Below are 15,315 nucleotides of genomic sequence, written 5' to 3' on the forward strand. Positions count from 1 at the left end.
ATGAACAACGACAATGGAGGCCGCGCGGTGGAACGCCTGCTACTCAATTGTGACATGGGCGAGAGTTTTGGCAGCTGGCGCATGGGCCTGGATGCCGAGGTCATGCCCTACATCGATTGCGCCAACATCGCCTGCGGGTACCACGCCGGGGACCCCGGCATCATGCGCCGCACCGTGGCGCTGGCGCTGGAGCACGGGGTGACCATCGGCGCGCACCCGGCCTACCCGGACCTGGTCGGCTTCGGCCGCCGTTCCATGGCCTGCAGCCCGGAGGAAATCCGCGACCTGCTGCACTACCAGATCGGTGCGCTGGAGGGTATCTGCAAAGTGCTGGGCGGCCGCGTGGCCTATGTGAAACCCCATGGTGCGCTGTACAACGACATGATGGCCGACCCGCTCAAGCTGCGTACCGTACTGGAAGCTGTGGCGGCCTACGGCGGCGACCTGCCGCTGATGCTGATGGCCACTGCCGACAACCGCGCCGCCCAGGCCCTGGGTGATGAAATTGGCGTGCCGCTGTGGTTCGAAGCATTCGCCGACCGCGCCTACACCGCCAGCGGTCATCTGGTGTCGCGGCGCCTGCCGGGCGCGGTTCACCACGATCCGGCACTGGTGGTGGAGCAGGCCGTGCGCCTGGCCCGTGGCGATACGCTGGTGGCGGATGATGGCAGTGCCTTGAGGCTTGTGGCCAGCACGCTGTGCGTGCACGGCGACAACGACAGTTCGGTGGCGGCAGTGCGGCAGATTCGCCAGGCCCTCGATGCCCTGGAGTCGCGATGAAACCGCGCATTGAAGTCGTGGCCATCGACAGCCTGATGGTGCGCCTGTTCGATGGTATCGACGAGGGCAACATGCCGTGGATGCTCGCCGCCAGCCAGCGCTTGCACGCGGCGTTCGGCGAGCACTTGCTGGACCTGGTGCCGTCCTACACCACGCTGATGGTGCAGTTCGACCTGCCACCGGGTGAGGCGAGGGCGCTGATCATCCGTGCGCTGGAAGGCTTGCAGCCCGACACGGGCAGCGCTGGCCGCCGCCATGAGATCCCGGTGTGGTACGACGCCAGTGTCGGCCCGGAACTGCCGGTGTTGGCGGCCCGTAGTGGCTTGAGTGAAGCAGAGGTGGTCCGCTTGCACAGCCAGCGTGAGTACCCGGTGTTCGCCCTGGGTTTCGCCCCCGGTTTCGGCTTCATGGGCCTGGTGGACGAACGCCTGGCCAGCCCGCGCCTGAGCACCCCGCGCAAGCGCGTGGCGGCCGGCAGCGTCGGCATTGCCGAGCGCCAGACGGCAGCCTATCCGGCGGTATCGCCGGGGGGCTGGAACCTGATCGGGCGTACCCCGGTGCGCCTGTTCGACCGTGAACGCGAGGGCTACAGCCTGCTGCAACCCGGTGACCGGGTGCGCTTCGTGCCGGTTTCGCGCAGCGAGTTCCTGGCGTTGGGCGGTGATGTGGAGGCACAAGCATGAAGCAGTTGAAGATCGAGGCCAGTACGCCGCTGTGCCAGTTGCAGGATGCCGGGCGTTTTGGCGTACGCCACCTGGGCGTGACCCAGGGCGGGGCGCTGGACTGGGTGGCGATGCACTGGGCCAACTGGCTGCTGGGCAACCCGTTGGCGGCACCGGTGGTGGAGGTGGCGCTGGGCGGTTTCTGTGTGGTCGCTGAACAGGATTGTGTGCTGGCCCTGGCCGGTGCCGACCTGGATGCGCGGGTCGATGACCAGCCGCTGGCGCCCTGGCGCAGCTTTGCCTTGGCCAAGGGGCAGCGGTTGAGCCTGAAACAGCCGAAGCAGGGCGTGCGGGCGTATCTGGCAGCACCTGGCGGTTTTCTGGGCGAGGATGTGCTGGGCAGTTGTGCCACGGTCGTGCGCGAAGAACTGGGCGGTATCGATGGCCACGGCTCTGCGCTCGGCAAAGGCCAGGCGCTGGCATTTTCAGGCACGTCGGCGACCCTGCGTGAGGTACCGGAAGCGCTGCGGCCACAGTACGCACAAAAGCCTGTGCTTGACCTGGTGATGGGCGCACAGATCGGTGACTTCAGCGGTACCAGCCTGTTCGAGGCGTTCAACCGTGAGTGGAGGCTGGACAGTCGGGCCGACCGCATGGGCATCCGCCTGCTGGGGCCGCAGCTGGTCTACCAGGGTGCGCCGATGATTTCCGAGGGGATTCCGCTGGGGGCGGTGCAGGTGCCGCCGGATGGGCAGCCGATCGTGTTGCTCAATGACCGGCAGACCATTGGCGGCTATCCGCGGCTGGGGGCGTTGACGCCGTTGGCGCTGGCGCAACTGGCGCAGTGCATGCCGGGGGCTGTGGTGCGGTTCAGGGCGGTGGTGCAGGACGAGGCCTGGCGGGAGCAGCAGGTATACCTGGACCGTTGGCGTTAAGGCTGCCGGCCTCTTCGCGGGTGAACCCGCTCCCACAGGTACCCCACAGGCCTCAAGGCTTGCGCAATACCTGTGGGAGCGGGTTCACCCGCGAAAGGGCCGGTACCGGCAACATCACTTGGACAGGTAACGCATCCCTTCCTCCAACCCCTGCAGGGTCAGCGGGTACATCTTGTCCTCGATCAAGTCCCGCACCAGATGGGTCGATGCGGTGTAGTCCCAGGCCTGCTTGGGATACGGGTTGATCCAGATGATCTTCCTGAACTTCTCCATGAAACGCTGCATCCACACATACCCGGCTTCTTCGTTCCAGTGCTCCACGCTGCCACCCGGCTGGGTAATCTCGTAGGGCGCCATGGCCGCGTCGCCGACGAACACAACCTTGTAGTCATCACCGTACTTGTGCAGCAGGTCGAAGGTGGAATAGCGCTCCGAGGTGCGGCGCAGGTTGTTCTTCCACACCGACTCGTACACGAAATTGTGGAAGTAGTAGTACTCCAGGTGCTTGAACTCGGTCTTGCACGCCGAGAACAGCTCTTCGCAGACCTTGACGTGGGCGTCCATCGAGCCACCGATGTCGAACAGCAACAGCAGCTTCACCGTGTTGCGCCGCTCGGGGCGCATCTGGATGTTCAGCAGCCCGGCATCCCGTGCGGTGTGGTCGATGGTGCCGTCGATGTCCAGCTCTTCGGCAGCGCCTTCACGGGCGAACTTGCGCAGCCGGCGCAACGCCAGCTTGATGTTGCGCGTGCCCAGCTCCACCTGGTCGTCCAGGTTCTTGTATTCGCGCTGGTCCCACACTTTCACCGCCTTGCCCTGGCGCTTGCCGGCCTCGCCCACGCGGATGCCCTCGGGGTTGAAACCGCCCGAGCCGAACGGGCTGGTGCCGCCGGTGCCGATCCACTTGTTGCCGCCGGCGTGACGTTCCTTCTGCTCTTCGAGGCGCTTCTTGAACTCCTCGATCAGCTTGTCCAGGCCGCCCAGCGACTGGATCTGCGCGCGCTCCTCGTCGGTCAGCGAACGCTCGAATTCCTTGCGCAGCCAGTCTTCGGGGATCAGCGCCTCGATGTGCCGGTCGAGGTTCTCCAGGCCCTTGAAGTAGGCGGCGAAGGCCCGGTCGAACTTGTCGAAGTGGCGCTCGTCCTTCACCAGGATGGCGCGGGCGAGGTAGTAGAACTCGTCCATGTCGGCGAACACCACGCGCTTTTGCAGGGCCTGGTGCAGGTCGAGCAGTTCGCGTACCGACACCGGCACCTTGGCCGCGCGCATTTCATTGAACAGGTTGAGCAGCATGGCCCGGCTCCTGTCAGCGGTTGCCGCGCCGGCTCATGAAGGCCAGCCGTTCGAGCAGCTGCACGTCCTGCTCGTTCTTCACCAGCGCGCCGGCCAGCGGCGGAATGGCCTTGGTCGGGTCGCGTTCGCGCAGCACCGCTTCACCGATGTTGTCGGCCATCAGCAGCTTGAGCCAGTCGACCAGTTCGGAGGTGGAGGGCTTTTTCTTCAGGCCCGGTACCTTGCGCACGTCGAAGAATACGTCCAGCGCCTCGCTGACCAGCGACTGGCTGATGTTCGGGTAGTGCACGTCGACGATCTGCTGCAGGGTGGTGCGGTCAGGGAAGGCGATGTAGTGGAAGAAGCAGCGACGCAGGAAGGCGTCCGGCAGCTCCTTTTCGTTGTTGGAGGTGATGATGATGATCGGGCGCTGTCTGGCCTTGATGGTCTCGTCGATTTCGTAGACGTAGAACTCCATCTTGTCGAGCTCTTGCAGCAGGTCGTTGGGGAACTCGATGTCGGCCTTGTCGATTTCGTCGATCAGCAGGATGACCCGTTCCTCGGCCTCGAAGGCTTCCCACAGCTTGCCCTTTTTCAGGTAGTTGCGCACGTCGTGGACCTTGTCCACGCCCAGTTGTGAGTCACGCAGGCGGCTGACCGCGTCGTACTCGTAGAGGCCCTGGTGGGCCTTGGTGGTGGACTTGATGTGCCAGGTGATCAGGCGCGCACCGAACGAAGCCGCCAGCTGCTCGGCGAGCATGGTCTTGCCGGTGCCGGGTTCGCCCTTGACCAGCAAGGGGCGTTCGAGGGTGATGGCCGCGTTTACCGCCAGTTTCAGGTCGTCTGTGGCGACGTAGTCGCGGGTGCCTTCGAACTTCATGGGTCTGTCCTCTGCTGGAAGCCTGCACCGGCCCTTTCGCGGGTAAACCCGCTCCCACAGGTATTCCACAAACCTCAAGAAAGGTGGGGTACCTGTGGGAGCGGGTTTACCCGCGAAGAGGCCAGCACAAGCAGTACATATTTTGATTTGTCACCGACTATAACGCGGGGTTCGTCGACTGGAAACGCAGACCAGGTATTCAGTCCCTGAATGCCCCGTCACGCGCTCCTAGTCGGAATCCGGCGCGTCACGCTCATACCGCGCATTGAACGCCTGAATGAACCCGTTGCGCAGTATCTGCAAAAACGCCTCGAAGGCGCTGATATCTTGCTTGTGCACGCTCCCGCTGAGCTCGACACGGGTCGCGAACTGGTTCTTTGGCTGGTTTTTCAATACCGTCTCGGTCGCGCCCACCAGCGCTTCCCAGACTGAGCGGAAGAAGCCTTTGTCCTTTTCCTGCACATCCTGCTGCCAGTCGAACACATCCACATCCCGCAACAGTGGCTTGATATACCCGTTCAATCGGCCGTCGGTCGCCTCGGCCTCTATTACCACATCGCCGTGCCCGGCATTGAAGTCGAACTTGCCGTAGGCGCTGGCGAAGTCATTGAGCTTGCGCAGCTCGATACCCGTGGCGCGCAGGCGGAACTCGAAGTCGTCGAAATCGCTGAAGGGGTCGAAAGTGGCGCGACTTTCCACCTTGGCCTCGCCGACGATCAGCGCGGTGCCATCAAAGCTGGCATCGCGTCGGCCCTTTTCGTCACGAATGTTGGTGAGGTTGCGAATACTGGCATCGAGCTGGGTGGCCTTGAGGTTGACCGGTGGCCTGGAGTTGAAGTTGCGGAACGTCAGCACGCCTTTGTCGATGCGAACCTCGTTCAGGGTGATCGGCAGCAGTTTTTCCAGTTGCTGGCGCCAGTCGGTGCCCTGACCGGTCTGCGAGTTCTGTTTGTTGCCGCCATCGACGAAGTTGAGCTCCGGCCGGTCGAACACCACTTCGGCAACCACTGCGCGGTCGTGCCACAGGGCGTGCCAGCTCACCGACAGGTCGATCAGCGGAGCGTCGAGAAACGGCACCGGCACCTTGCCGGTGGTCTTGACGATCTTCAGCCCGTTGATCTGGTACGCGCCGCGCCACCAGGCCAGGTCCACATCGGCCACCTGGCCACGGTAGTCGCCCATGTCGGCCAGTTTGTCGTTGAGGTAGTCGCGCACCAGATAGGGCAGGGCCAGGTGCAGCGCCACCAACAGCACGATCAGGCTGGCCAGGCCGATCAACGGCCAGCGATAACGGGCTCTCATCGAAGTGTCTCCAAGGCAGGATGTGCGGTTGACCGCAACGTGTCTGGCTGAGTTCGAACAGGCTTTACGGGCCACCGGCCCGGGCTTACCCTTGAGGTCTTTCCCTGCTTTTATTCATGCCAAGGACCCCTGCCATGAGCCGTATCTTTGCAGACAACGCCCACTCCATCGGTAACACGCCGCTGGTGCAGATCAACCGCATTGCCCCGCGCGGCGTGACCATCCTGGCCAAGATCGAAGGGCGTAACCCGGGTTATTCGGTCAAATGCCGCATCGGCGCGAACATGGTCTGGGACGCCGAAAGCAGCGGCAAGCTCAAGCCGGGCATGACCATCGTCGAGCCGACCTCGGGCAACACTGGCATTGGCCTGGCTTTCGTTGCCGCTGCCCGTGGCTACAAACTGATGCTGACCATGCCCGCCTCGATGAGCCTGGAGCGCCGCAAGGTGCTGAAGGCGCTGGGCGCCGAACTGGTATTGACCGATCCGGCCAAAGGCATGAAGGGCGCCATCGAGAAGGCCAATGAAATCGTCGCCTCCGACCCGGCCCAATACTTCCTGCCGGGCCAGTTCGAAAACCCGGCCAACCCGGCGATCCACGAGAAAACCACCGGCCCGGAAATCTGGAACGACACCGATGGCGCGGTCGACGTGCTGGTGGCGGGCGTCGGTACCGGCGGCACCATCACCGGTGTGTCGCGCTACATCAAGCATACGCAGGGCAAGGCGATCCTGTCGGTGGCAGTGGAGCCAGCGGCATCGCCGCTGATCAGCCAGACCCTGGCCGGCGAAGAACTCAAGCCGAGCCCGCACAAGATCCAGGGCATCGGCGCCGGCTTCGTGCCGAAGAACCTCGACCTGTCGATTGTCGACCAGGTGGAGACGGTAACCGATGAAGAGTCCAAGGCCATGGCCATCCGCCTGATGCAGGAGGAGGGCATCCTCTGCGGTATTTCCTGTGGTGCGGCGATGGCGGCAGCCGTGCGCCTGGCCGAAAAGCCGGAAATGCAGGGTAAGACCATCGTCGTAATTTTGCCGGACTCCGGCGAGCGCTACCTGTCGAGCATGCTGTTCAGCGACATGTTCAGCGAGCAGGAAAACCAGCAGTAATCGGCCTTGCCGCTGATCCGGCGCAACGTTTGGCGGCTTGGTTCATTGCAAAATCTTCATGATTGAGTTGCCGCCCAGGTTGTTTTTACCTCGGCGGCATCAGTTTATGATGGCAGGATGATTTATCGGAGAGCAGGGTGCGTACCCCTGTTGCTTCCTCAAGGAGTGAAAGCATGACCTTTTCCTTTGCAGCCAAGGCGGGTGTCTTGCTGGTGTTTTTCGGCAGCGTGCTGTTCGTGCACCTGCGCGGCAAGGCTCGCCTGCCGGTGTTGCGCCAGTTCGTCAACCATTCGGCGCTGTTCGCCCCTTATAACAGCCTGATGTACCTGTTCTCCGGCGTACCGTCCAAGCCCTACCTGGACCGCCAGCGCTTCCCCGAGCTGGACGTGCTGAAGGACAACTGGCAGGAAATCCGCGAAGAGGCCATGCGCCTGTTCGACGAGGGCTACATCCGCGCCGCCGAGAAGGATAACGACGCCGGCTTTGGTTCGTTCTTCAAGAAAGGCTGGAAGCGCTTTTACCTGAAGTGGTACGACAAACCGTTGCCTTCTGCCGAAACCCTGTGCCCGCGCACCGTCGAGCTGGTCAGCAGCATCCCCAACGTCAAGGGTGCGATGTTCGCCCTGCTGCCCGGCGGCAGCCACCTGAACCCGCACCGCGACCCGTTCGCCGGTTCCCTGCGCTACCACCTTGGCCTGTCCACCCCCAACTCCGATGCTTGCCGCATCTACGTCGATGGCGAGGAATATGCCTGGCGTGATGGCGAGGATGTGATGTTCGACGAAACCTACGTGCACTGGGTCAAGAACGAGACCGACGTCACCCGGGTGATCCTGTTCTGCGACATCGAACGCCCGCTGAGCAGCCCGCTGATGACCCGCATCAACCGCCAGGTCAGCGCCTTCCTCGGCCGTGCTACTGCGCCGCAGAACACCGATGACGAGCGTGTGGGCGGGATCAACCAGGCGTATGCCTGGAGCAAGCGCTTCAGCAACCGGATCAGTGGCCAGGTGAAGCAGTTCAAGCGCGCCAACCCCAAGGCCTACCGCGTACTGCGGCCGGTGCTGGCGGCGGTGGTGGCGTATCTGCTGTATCGCTGGTTGTTCTGATTCTGCCGGTTGGGGCTGCTTTGCAGCCCATCGCGACACAAGGCCGCTCCCACAGCTACCGCGCCACTCCCTGGAATTGCGCAGCACCTGTGGGAGCGGCCTTGTGTCGCGATAGGGGTGCAAAGCGCCCCCTGCGTCCTCTCAGGAAACCTCTCTGGTTCGGTGTTTATAGGGAATTATAGACAGACTATAGAGCGATTATAGATTGTGGTTGATGAGGGGGCGCGCAGCCCCCCTTTGCTGTCTCAAGCCGGCTCCAACGCCTCGACCACTTTCCCTCGGCTAAGGTGCACCACCTTGTCCGCCGTATCGAAATACCGGTCATCATGCGAAATCACGATGATGGTCTTGCCCATGCGCTTCAGGTCCGGCAGCAGCTCGGTGTAGAACACCCGGCGGAAGGTCGGGTCCTGGTCCGCCGCCCATTCGTCGAACACCAGCACCGGCCGCCCGTCCAGCCAGGCATTGACCAGTGCCAGGCGCTTGCGCTGCCCGGTCGACAGGTCGGTAGTGGTAAAGGCGCCATCGCGCACGCTCACTTTGTGGGCAATCTCCAGCCGTTCCAGGTAGCGCGTGGCATCGCTGGGCAGGCTGTGCTCGTGCTCGGGCAGGTCGTCGAACAGGTAATAGTCGGCGAATACCGTGGTGAACAGCTGGCGATAGTCATCCAGCCCCTCCGGGCCGACGGCCTTGCCGTTCAGGCGCACTTCGCCGCGTTGCGGGGTGTACAGGCCCAGCAGCAGCTTGATCAGCGAGGTCTTGCCGCAGCCGTTCTCGCCGACGATGAACAGGATCTCGCCCGGCTCGATGCTCAGGTTCACCGGCCCGACGCGGAACGGCTCGTTGCCGTCCACCGGCGGGTAGGCATACTCGACGTTATGCAGCTCCAGGTGCGCGCTGGCCGGGGCGGCGCGCTTGACCGGCGGCTCCAGCAGCAGGTGCGGCTCGGGCGAGGAAAAGCGCTCGGACAGGTCGGCGATGCGGCGGAACGCCACCTGGGCGCGGCCGAGGATAGGCAGGTTGCCGATCAAGGTTTCCAGCGGGCCTTTCATGTACAGCAGCACCAGCACGAAGCCGCTCATCACCGCCGGGTCGTTGCTCGGCCATAGCGATTGCAGGGCCAGGGTCAGGCCGATGACCACGAAGAACAGCATCGACCCCAGGCTCTTGGCCGCGACGAAGATGTTGATGGCGCGGATATGGGTGTTGGCGATGAAGTCGGCGGTGCCCTGGATGTTGCGGGTCAGCATGGCGTGGCGGCGGCGGCGGTCGATGCGCAGCTCCTTGGCGCCCTCGGCGATGGCCGAGTAGTGCTTTTGCAGGTTGTCTTCGGCATCGCGGGCAGCGTTGAAACCGGCAACGCCTTTTTGCCGGGCGATGTACTGCACGCCGCTGCCGATGCCGATGGCTGCCAGGGTGATGAGGAAAATCGGCCACGACAGCCAGGCCAGGTAGGCCATGCAGCCGGTCACGGTGGTGAGCGAGATGGCCAGCGGAGCGAAGGCGAAGGCAAAGTCGCTAATGGTGTCGACGTCGCGGGTCAGCACCGGGATCAGGCGGTGGGTGCGGTAGCGCTCGATCTGCTCGATCGGTGCCGACAGCACCTTGGCGCCGAGGTCCTTGCGCAGCCTGGCTATGACTTTCTGCCCTACGTAGTTGGTGCCGCTGTCGGCCGCCACACTGCTGACCAGGGCCAGCACGCACAGGCCGGCGAAGGCCAGGATCACGCCCTGGCTCATGCCGCCCGCCGCATGCAGGCCCTGGTTGACGGTGGCCAGCAGGGCGGTGACGGCCAGGCCGCCGAGCATGCCCAGCAGCACCGAGACGATTACCGCCGGGCGGTAGGGTTTCAGCAGGCCCAGCAATTCGCGGATGGCCCCGGGGGAGGAGGTTTTCATGAAGCGTGATCTCGCTGGTGAAGTGGGCGGGGTCAGCTGCCGAGGGTCAGGGTGCCCTTCATCAAGGTGCTGTGGAACGGGAACGAGCAGTAGAAGCTGTAGGCGGTACCGGCCTTGAGCGACCGGGTGTCGAGGGTGACGCTGTCTGTTTCACCGCCGCCGATCAGGCGGGTGTGGGCGATGACCCGGGTGTCGCCGGGCTTCACGTAGTCCTGCGCTTCGCCGGCTTTCAGGCCGTCGTCGAGCACGCCCTGCATGTCGGCCTGGGTGCTCAGCACCCAGTTGTGGCCCATCACGTTCTTCGGCATGGCGCCGGGGTGGGTGAGGGTGACGGTGAACGCGGTGCAGGCCTTGGGCACGCTGATGGCGGCCTTGTCGAAGGTCATCTGGTCGGTGCCATGGATTTCCACGGCGCATGGCTCTGCCGACCACGCGGCAGGGGCCGCGGCGAGCAGGGCGAGGAGCAGAAGCTGGCGAGTCATGTACGGTTCCTGGGCGATAAACGGGTGCACATCGTTCAGACGAACCGGCGCGTGCCAGCTTTACCTGTGTGTGCGGCCCTGGTGAATTTCCCCATGGCCCGCTCGTTCATCTAGTCAGGCGCCGACATGGCGCACATCCCGATTTCGCCGCCTATGCGGCCCTGGCTTGAGGTGACCGGACATGAGTGAACTGCTGAGCTTTGCGATCGAACCCCTGGACGCCGCGCGCGGCAACCTGCCGCTGCTGGTACGCGCGCCGGAGCCGGGTATCGACCTGCTGGAAGCCTTTGCCGAGTTGCAGCCGCTGGTGGACCAGCACCTGCTGCAGGCCGGCGGCATCCTGTTTCGCGGGTTCGAGGTGGGTGGCGCCGAAGCGTTCCGCCAGTTCGCCGCTTCTTTCGGCCACCCGTTGCTCAATTACGAATTTGGCTCCACCCCGCGCAGCAACGTGACCAAGGGGGTGTACACCTCCACCGAGTACCCGGCGCACCAGAGCATCCCCTTGCACAACGAGCAGGCCTATACCCTGGAATGGCCGATGAAGATCTGGTTCTACAGCGTGATCCCCGCCGAGACCGGTGGCCAGACGCCGATTGCCGACAGCCGCGAGGTGTACCGGCGCATGCCGGTGCGTATTCGTGAGCGGCTGGTGGAGAAGGGGCTGATGTACGTGCGCAACTACGGCAACGGCCTTGATGTGGAATGGTCGCAGGTGTTCAACACTGAGGACCCGCGCCAGGTCGAGGCCTATTGCCGGGCGCATGCCATCGAGTGCATCTGGAAGGATGACGGCGAATTGCGCACCCGTCAGCGCTGCCAGGTGGTGGCGCGTCACCCGGTGACCGGGGAGGACGTGTGGTTCAACCAGGCGCACCTGTTCCATGTGTCGAACCTGCAGCCAGAAGTGCGCGAGTCGTTGATGGACATCGTCGAGGAAGAGGACCTGCCGCGTAACGTGTATTACGGCGACGGTACGACCATCGAGGATTCGCTGCTGGATGAAGTGCGTGGGGTGCTGGATGAATGCACCATTAGCTTCCCTTGGCTGGAGAACGATGTGCTGATGCTGGATAACATGCTCGCGGCGCATGCGCGGTCGCCGTTTACCGGCAAGCGCAAGGTGGTGGTGGCGATGGCGCAGGGGCATAGGGAGGTGTTGGGCTGACAGGTGTTCGCCTTGGCAGGTGTGGCGCCTGTGAGATCGAGCGCCGCCCGCGCGGCGCATCGCGAGCGAAGCTCGCTCCTACATCTGTTTCGGGCCAATTATTCCTGAGGCATTGGCGCGCGGCCCCTTGGCGTTCGACTGGATATCGTGTGGGACAAACAAGGCGGCCGCGCGCGCTGGCACAGGCAATACTGGCCCGAAACAAATGTAGGAGCGAGCTTCGCTCGCGATGCGCCGCGCGGGCGGCGCTCGATCTCATAGGCGCTGAACCTGTCATGGCGAACACCTGTCAGCCCTGACGCATTCTCAAGACATGCCCCCAGCAACCTACAAAAATCCCAGACTCTTCCTACGCCTCGGGACTGGCAACTCCACCCCCTGCGAAATACCCTACAACCTCTGTCGACACGCGTCTGATTGTTCCTGCAAATCCCGCACTCTAGGCTTTGCCTGTCGCTGACGGTTCAGCGATCGGGTGTGGAAACCTGGCAAGACATATGATGATTGTTGACATGACAGCTGTACGCGGGAGGCTTTCGGGCCTACCGGGTTCATCATATGCCTGGTTTTCCACCCCGTGTGCAGCTGTCACCCCAATGTGTGGAAACGGACGGGTGGCACATAACTCATATGATGACCATTCCATGACCGACGAAACCAAAACCACCCCCGGTGTCACCTACTTCTACCAAGGCGAAGGCCAAACCCATCCGCTGTTCCGTATCGCTGAGGGCATCCCCTGCCGCAGCGCCCGGGAGCAAGCCTCGGAACTGATGGGCTATGCACGCGACTTGTCACTGACCGGTTTGATGGACGGCGATCAGCAGATGCTCTGGGCATCGCATTACTTTGCAGCCATGGCCAAGGCGCTGCTGGATGATGCCGAGTTGGGTTTGATGCGCTGATCCTTGTATTGGCTGGGCTGGCCCTTTCGCGGTTAAAGCCGCTCCTACAGGGATTGTGCATGCCTCAGGTTAAGCAGAATGCCGCAGGGTATGCACAACTCCTGTGGGAATGGGTTCATCCGGGTCAGGTTCCAGCAGGCAAGGTTTGGCTGATCGAGTTATTTCGTGAATGGTGCGTAACCTGACAAGAATCCAAAGAGCGCGGCCATAGGCATCCAGCAAGCAATCAACCACATAACATTTGTCCAAGTTATTTGTGAATTTTGCAGCCCACACGCATCACCTTCGCAGACATTGACTGCCTGCTGTACTTGTATCATTGCTACCGCAAAAAATGTGATGTAGATGAGCATTAGCATGATCGGAGCCATGATCAAGATTGAGAGCGGAAGATTGGCAAGGTAGGATTCGGAAAGTGAGAACTCCCAGCACATCATCATTAGTGGAGGGGTGCAATACATAAGGGTGACGCCGAGTGCACTACCTTCTACCGGCTGGTTCGCTTGGCGGCATCGAGCGACAATTTTTCTCATCAAGAAGTATATTGTTAGGGCGCCAAAAATTGTACATAGGAGTGGAATGAGTTTAAAGCCACGCTGACCCCGGATGAGTAACCAGTGTTTGTAATTCCAGTAGTAAAGATAGAGTCCCGCAGATAACCCTCCCATTATTATTAACTTTGATATGGAGGTTACGTAGAGCTGCGTTCTGGTGTGTGGTAACTCGGCTGGCGAATTCTCAAATGTGTACATTGTGTTGTCTCTGTTGTGGCTAAATTATGAAGTGGTTTATGACTAGCCAAGTGAACCCGGTTGTATTTAACCATGATGCGATAACGATTTTGGTTTTTAATGGTCTGGGGAGTCTCTCATAATCTTCTTTGTCAAGTAGGCCTCTGCGAATACTGGAGATTGGGAAGGTGATGGCGCCTGCTACCATGAAAATCACCAGCATTCTTGAGCGTATGCTTTTCTCTCCCCAAAGGGTTATGGCGTATGAAAGACATGGGCTTCGGTGAAGTGCTGTGACCATTTCTTTATACTGCTGAGAACTTGCAATGTGAAAGTCCATTGCAAGTGCGGTCAGGCCGAGGCAGAAAGGTGAGGCTACTATAAATATCCTTAATTTTATGTCCAGATGATCAATCATCTTGAAAGGCCTCGAAGATTACTTCGCCTAACTCTTCGCCGCCGCCCATGCCTGCAATGCTTCCCGCTAGTGCGCCTGCGCCAGTAATCACAATTCCGCATGCCAAGCCGGCGGCTCCGGCTTTCCAACAAACTTTTGTGGCGGCTTTGCCTGCTATCTTTCCGCCTAGCCAGCCCGCAGCTAGCCCGCCTGAAAAATTTCCCGCTTCAGTGATTCTTACCTTTTGACAATCCTTCATGTTGCCTGTCTGGCAAACTTCCGATATTTTTAATGCCGAGCCAGTGCCGCCAATGGTAATGCCTATATATCCTCCGGCCTTGAGGTATTTAGCCATTTTGGCCAGTTTGTCTAGGTGTGTCGAGTAACCAGGGATATGCGTCGGGGTCCCTGCTTTACTCCAGTGATGAACTAGGCTTCTTGATGATATCCCCAAATCTCGTCGTAGGTTTTCATAGCTTCCAAGATTGAGTCGCTTGTTCAGAGTGGTTGCTTTCAGGTTCGCATTCAATTGCTTGAACAGTCTTTGACGCTCCGCAAAGAACTCAGGGTGGCGGAGATGCCCGTACTTGATGAATTGCTCTTTATGTAGATCCTCTATTTTTTGCAATAGGGTGCTGAGTTCATCCAGCGACTTGGCAACCATCGCCTCGCTCACCCCCATCGCCAGGCTCACATCGCTGAGCAACGCAGCAATCTCGGCTTGATGGCGCATCATGAATTCCGCCTCTTCGGGCGTCAGTTCCGCCAGTGCTTCACGAGCTTGTTTTGCTGCACTCATCGCAGACAGTTCTTCCCGAGTGCACACCGGGCGCCTCAAACCATCGCCAATGACAAAGATCTCGCCCGCCTTGAACCCCTGCTGGTACGTCGGGTTCAGCCGCTCCAGAATTGACCGAGGCAGGTTGGCCTGCGGCGCGCCCAGCTCTGCCAGGACTTCCTGGTATGACATGCAGCGCGGAACGATGTAGAAGCCGGGCTCCATGCCTTGAGGAGTGGGCGAGGGCTGAACCACCTCAGGCTGATAGGTACTTCTTGCCGGGTTACCCGTCCGGGCCTGTGCTGGTGCCTCACGAACAGGCTCAGGTGCGGGTGCCCTGCGCGAAGCCGGAGGTGCGTACCCACTTGCAACCAGGCGATTGCTGCCCTGTGGGCACCCGCATTGCACCAGTGCTCCGTCCAGAGCCGTGGGAATACCATCCTGCCGCCAGCGGACTTCGCCCTCGACGATGGTGCCCGCTTGTCCACATAGCGGGCAGGGTGTGGTCGGGTCGCCTTGAAGTAGCCAGTTGCGGCCATGCACACGGCCCCTGGCTTGGCTGGCAATGCAAATGGCGCCTGTGCTGGTTTCGTCGCCGTCCAGGCCTTGGTATCGGCCGAAGATGTTCATGCGCATGCTCATGGCTCGCCTCTTTTTCAGGTGGAAGCCAGGAACCTAGCAGGCTGTGGGCGGGTATTTTCGGGTTGGGGAGGGTTTAGGAAGGGTCCTACAAGGAATAGAGATTTGGACTACGTGATTTTATTGATGGCAATGCCGGCCTCTTCGCGGGCATGCCCGCTCCCACAGGTAGTGCACAAGCCTCGATAGCTGTGGTGTACCTGTGGGTTTTACCCGCGAAGAGGCCGACAAGGCCACCGCCACAGCCCTGCAGTCCCGCCACTAAATCAAC

The 15,315-nt window shown here is 61.4% G+C and carries 13 protein-coding genes; 7 read left to right on the top strand and 6 right to left on the bottom strand.

Annotated elements, in window-relative coordinates:
* The 3 genes from J5M71_RS06205 to J5M71_RS06215 are packed head-to-tail and all read left to right on the top strand — an operon-like array spanning window position 1 to window position 2,377.
* Entirely contained in the window at window positions 1-780 is a 780-nt protein-coding gene (locus J5M71_RS06205; protein WP_207830825.1) for a 5-oxoprolinase subunit PxpA, read from the top strand.
* A complete protein-coding gene (gene pxpB, locus J5M71_RS06210) occupies window positions 777-1,463 on the top strand; it encodes a 5-oxoprolinase subunit PxpB (protein WP_207830832.1) in 687 nt (228 codons plus the stop codon). Before J5M71_RS06205 ends, pxpB begins: the two co-directional genes overlap by 4 nt.
* A complete protein-coding gene (locus J5M71_RS06215) occupies window positions 1,460-2,377 on the top strand; it encodes a biotin-dependent carboxyltransferase family protein (protein WP_207830834.1) in 918 nt (305 codons plus the stop codon). Before pxpB ends, J5M71_RS06215 begins: the two co-directional genes overlap by 4 nt.
* 114 nt (window positions 2,378-2,491) lie before the next feature.
* On the opposite strand, the gene J5M71_RS06220 is transcribed toward J5M71_RS06215, so the two are convergent.
* The 3 genes from J5M71_RS06220 to J5M71_RS06230 form a co-directional block, all read right to left on the bottom strand.
* Window positions 2,492-3,670, bottom strand: coding sequence for a VWA domain-containing protein (locus tag J5M71_RS06220; RefSeq protein WP_013973749.1), 1,179 nt, complete (start codon window positions 3,668-3,670; stop codon window positions 2,492-2,494).
* A 13-nt stretch (window positions 3,671-3,683) separates the two neighbouring features.
* Window positions 3,684-4,529, bottom strand: a complete 846-nt coding sequence (locus J5M71_RS06225; RefSeq protein WP_013973748.1) for a MoxR family ATPase — start codon at window positions 4,527-4,529, stop codon at window positions 3,684-3,686.
* 228 nt (window positions 4,530-4,757) lie between these two features.
* A complete protein-coding gene (locus J5M71_RS06230) occupies window positions 4,758-5,831 on the bottom strand; it encodes a DUF748 domain-containing protein (protein ID WP_207830836.1) in 1,074 nt (357 codons plus the stop codon).
* 134 nt (window positions 5,832-5,965) lie between these two features.
* On the opposite strand from J5M71_RS06230, the gene cysK reads away from it, so the two are divergent.
* Both cysK and J5M71_RS06240 read left to right on the top strand, forming a co-directional pair.
* Window positions 5,966-6,940, top strand: a complete 975-nt coding sequence (gene cysK / locus J5M71_RS06235) for a cysteine synthase A (protein ID WP_207830838.1) — start codon at window positions 5,966-5,968, stop codon at window positions 6,938-6,940.
* A 173-nt stretch (window positions 6,941-7,113) separates the two neighbouring features.
* Window positions 7,114-8,049 (top strand): aspartyl/asparaginyl beta-hydroxylase domain-containing protein, encoded by a 936-nt coding sequence (locus tag J5M71_RS06240; protein ID WP_063912961.1) that lies wholly within the window; start codon window positions 7,114-7,116, stop codon window positions 8,047-8,049.
* A gap of 245 nt (window positions 8,050-8,294) precedes the next feature.
* On the opposite strand, the gene J5M71_RS06245 is transcribed toward J5M71_RS06240, so the two are convergent.
* Together J5M71_RS06245 and azu are read right to left on the bottom strand one after the other, a co-directional pair.
* Window positions 8,295-9,947: a cyclic peptide export ABC transporter gene (locus tag J5M71_RS06245; protein WP_207830839.1), complete on the bottom strand. Its 1,653-nt coding sequence runs from the start codon at window positions 9,945-9,947 to the stop codon at window positions 8,295-8,297.
* Between the two features lie 32 nt (window positions 9,948-9,979).
* A complete protein-coding gene (azu, locus tag J5M71_RS06250; protein WP_063912959.1) occupies window positions 9,980-10,429 on the bottom strand; it encodes an azurin in 450 nt (149 codons plus the stop codon).
* A 181-nt stretch (window positions 10,430-10,610) separates the two neighbouring features.
* On the opposite strand from azu, the gene J5M71_RS06255 reads away from it, so the two are divergent.
* Together J5M71_RS06255 and J5M71_RS06260 are read left to right on the top strand one after the other, a co-directional pair.
* Window positions 10,611-11,594, top strand: a complete 984-nt coding sequence (locus J5M71_RS06255) for a TauD/TfdA family dioxygenase (protein ID WP_207830840.1) — start codon at window positions 10,611-10,613, stop codon at window positions 11,592-11,594.
* Between the two features lie 644 nt (window positions 11,595-12,238).
* Window positions 12,239-12,499 carry a DUF3077 domain-containing protein gene (locus J5M71_RS06260; protein ID WP_025340199.1) on the top strand — a complete coding sequence of 87 codons (261 nt, stop codon included), beginning with the start codon at window positions 12,239-12,241 and terminating at the stop codon, window positions 12,497-12,499.
* 1,141 nt (window positions 12,500-13,640) lie between these two features.
* Here J5M71_RS06260 and J5M71_RS06265 read toward each other — a convergent pair.
* Entirely contained in the window at window positions 13,641-15,047 is a 1,407-nt protein-coding gene (locus J5M71_RS06265; RefSeq protein WP_207830841.1) for a PAAR domain-containing protein, read from the bottom strand.
* Window positions 15,048-15,315: the final 268 nt, after the last annotated feature.

The sequence above is a fragment of the Pseudomonas sp. 43(2021) genome, from assembly GCF_017490805.1.
Classification (GTDB): Bacteria; Pseudomonadota; Gammaproteobacteria; order Pseudomonadales; family Pseudomonadaceae; genus Aquipseudomonas.

Bases quoted from the DNA above. Each gene is read 5' to 3' on its own strand.
- J5M71_RS06205 (WP_207830825.1), top strand. From the start codon at position 1: ATGAACAACGACAATGGAGGCCGCGCGGTGGAACGCCTGCTACTCAAT.
- J5M71_RS06240 (WP_063912961.1), top strand. From the start codon at position 7,114: ATGACCTTTTCCTTTGCAGCCAAGGCGGGTGTCTTGCTGGTGTTTTTC.
- J5M71_RS06220 (WP_013973749.1), bottom strand. From the start codon at position 3,670: ATGCTGCTCAACCTGTTCAATGAAATGCGCGCGGCCAAGGTGCCGGTG.
- J5M71_RS06265 (WP_207830841.1), bottom strand. From the start codon at position 15,047: ATGAGCATGCGCATGAACATCTTCGGCCGATACCAAGGCCTGGACGGC.
- J5M71_RS06225 (WP_013973748.1), bottom strand. From the start codon at position 4,529: ATGAAGTTCGAAGGCACCCGCGACTACGTCGCCACAGACGACCTGAAA.
- pxpB (WP_207830832.1), top strand. From the start codon at position 777: ATGAAACCGCGCATTGAAGTCGTGGCCATCGACAGCCTGATGGTGCGC.
- azu (WP_063912959.1), bottom strand. From the start codon at position 10,429: ATGACTCGCCAGCTTCTGCTCCTCGCCCTGCTCGCCGCGGCCCCTGCC.
- J5M71_RS06260 (WP_025340199.1), top strand. From the start codon at position 12,239: ATGACCGACGAAACCAAAACCACCCCCGGTGTCACCTACTTCTACCAA.
- J5M71_RS06255 (WP_207830840.1), top strand. From the start codon at position 10,611: ATGAGTGAACTGCTGAGCTTTGCGATCGAACCCCTGGACGCCGCGCGC.
- J5M71_RS06245 (WP_207830839.1), bottom strand. From the start codon at position 9,947: ATGAAAACCTCCTCCCCCGGGGCCATCCGCGAATTGCTGGGCCTGCTG.
- cysK (WP_207830838.1), top strand. From the start codon at position 5,966: ATGAGCCGTATCTTTGCAGACAACGCCCACTCCATCGGTAACACGCCG.
- J5M71_RS06230 (WP_207830836.1), bottom strand. From the start codon at position 5,831: ATGAGAGCCCGTTATCGCTGGCCGTTGATCGGCCTGGCCAGCCTGATC.
- J5M71_RS06215 (WP_207830834.1), top strand. From the start codon at position 1,460: ATGAAGCAGTTGAAGATCGAGGCCAGTACGCCGCTGTGCCAGTTGCAG.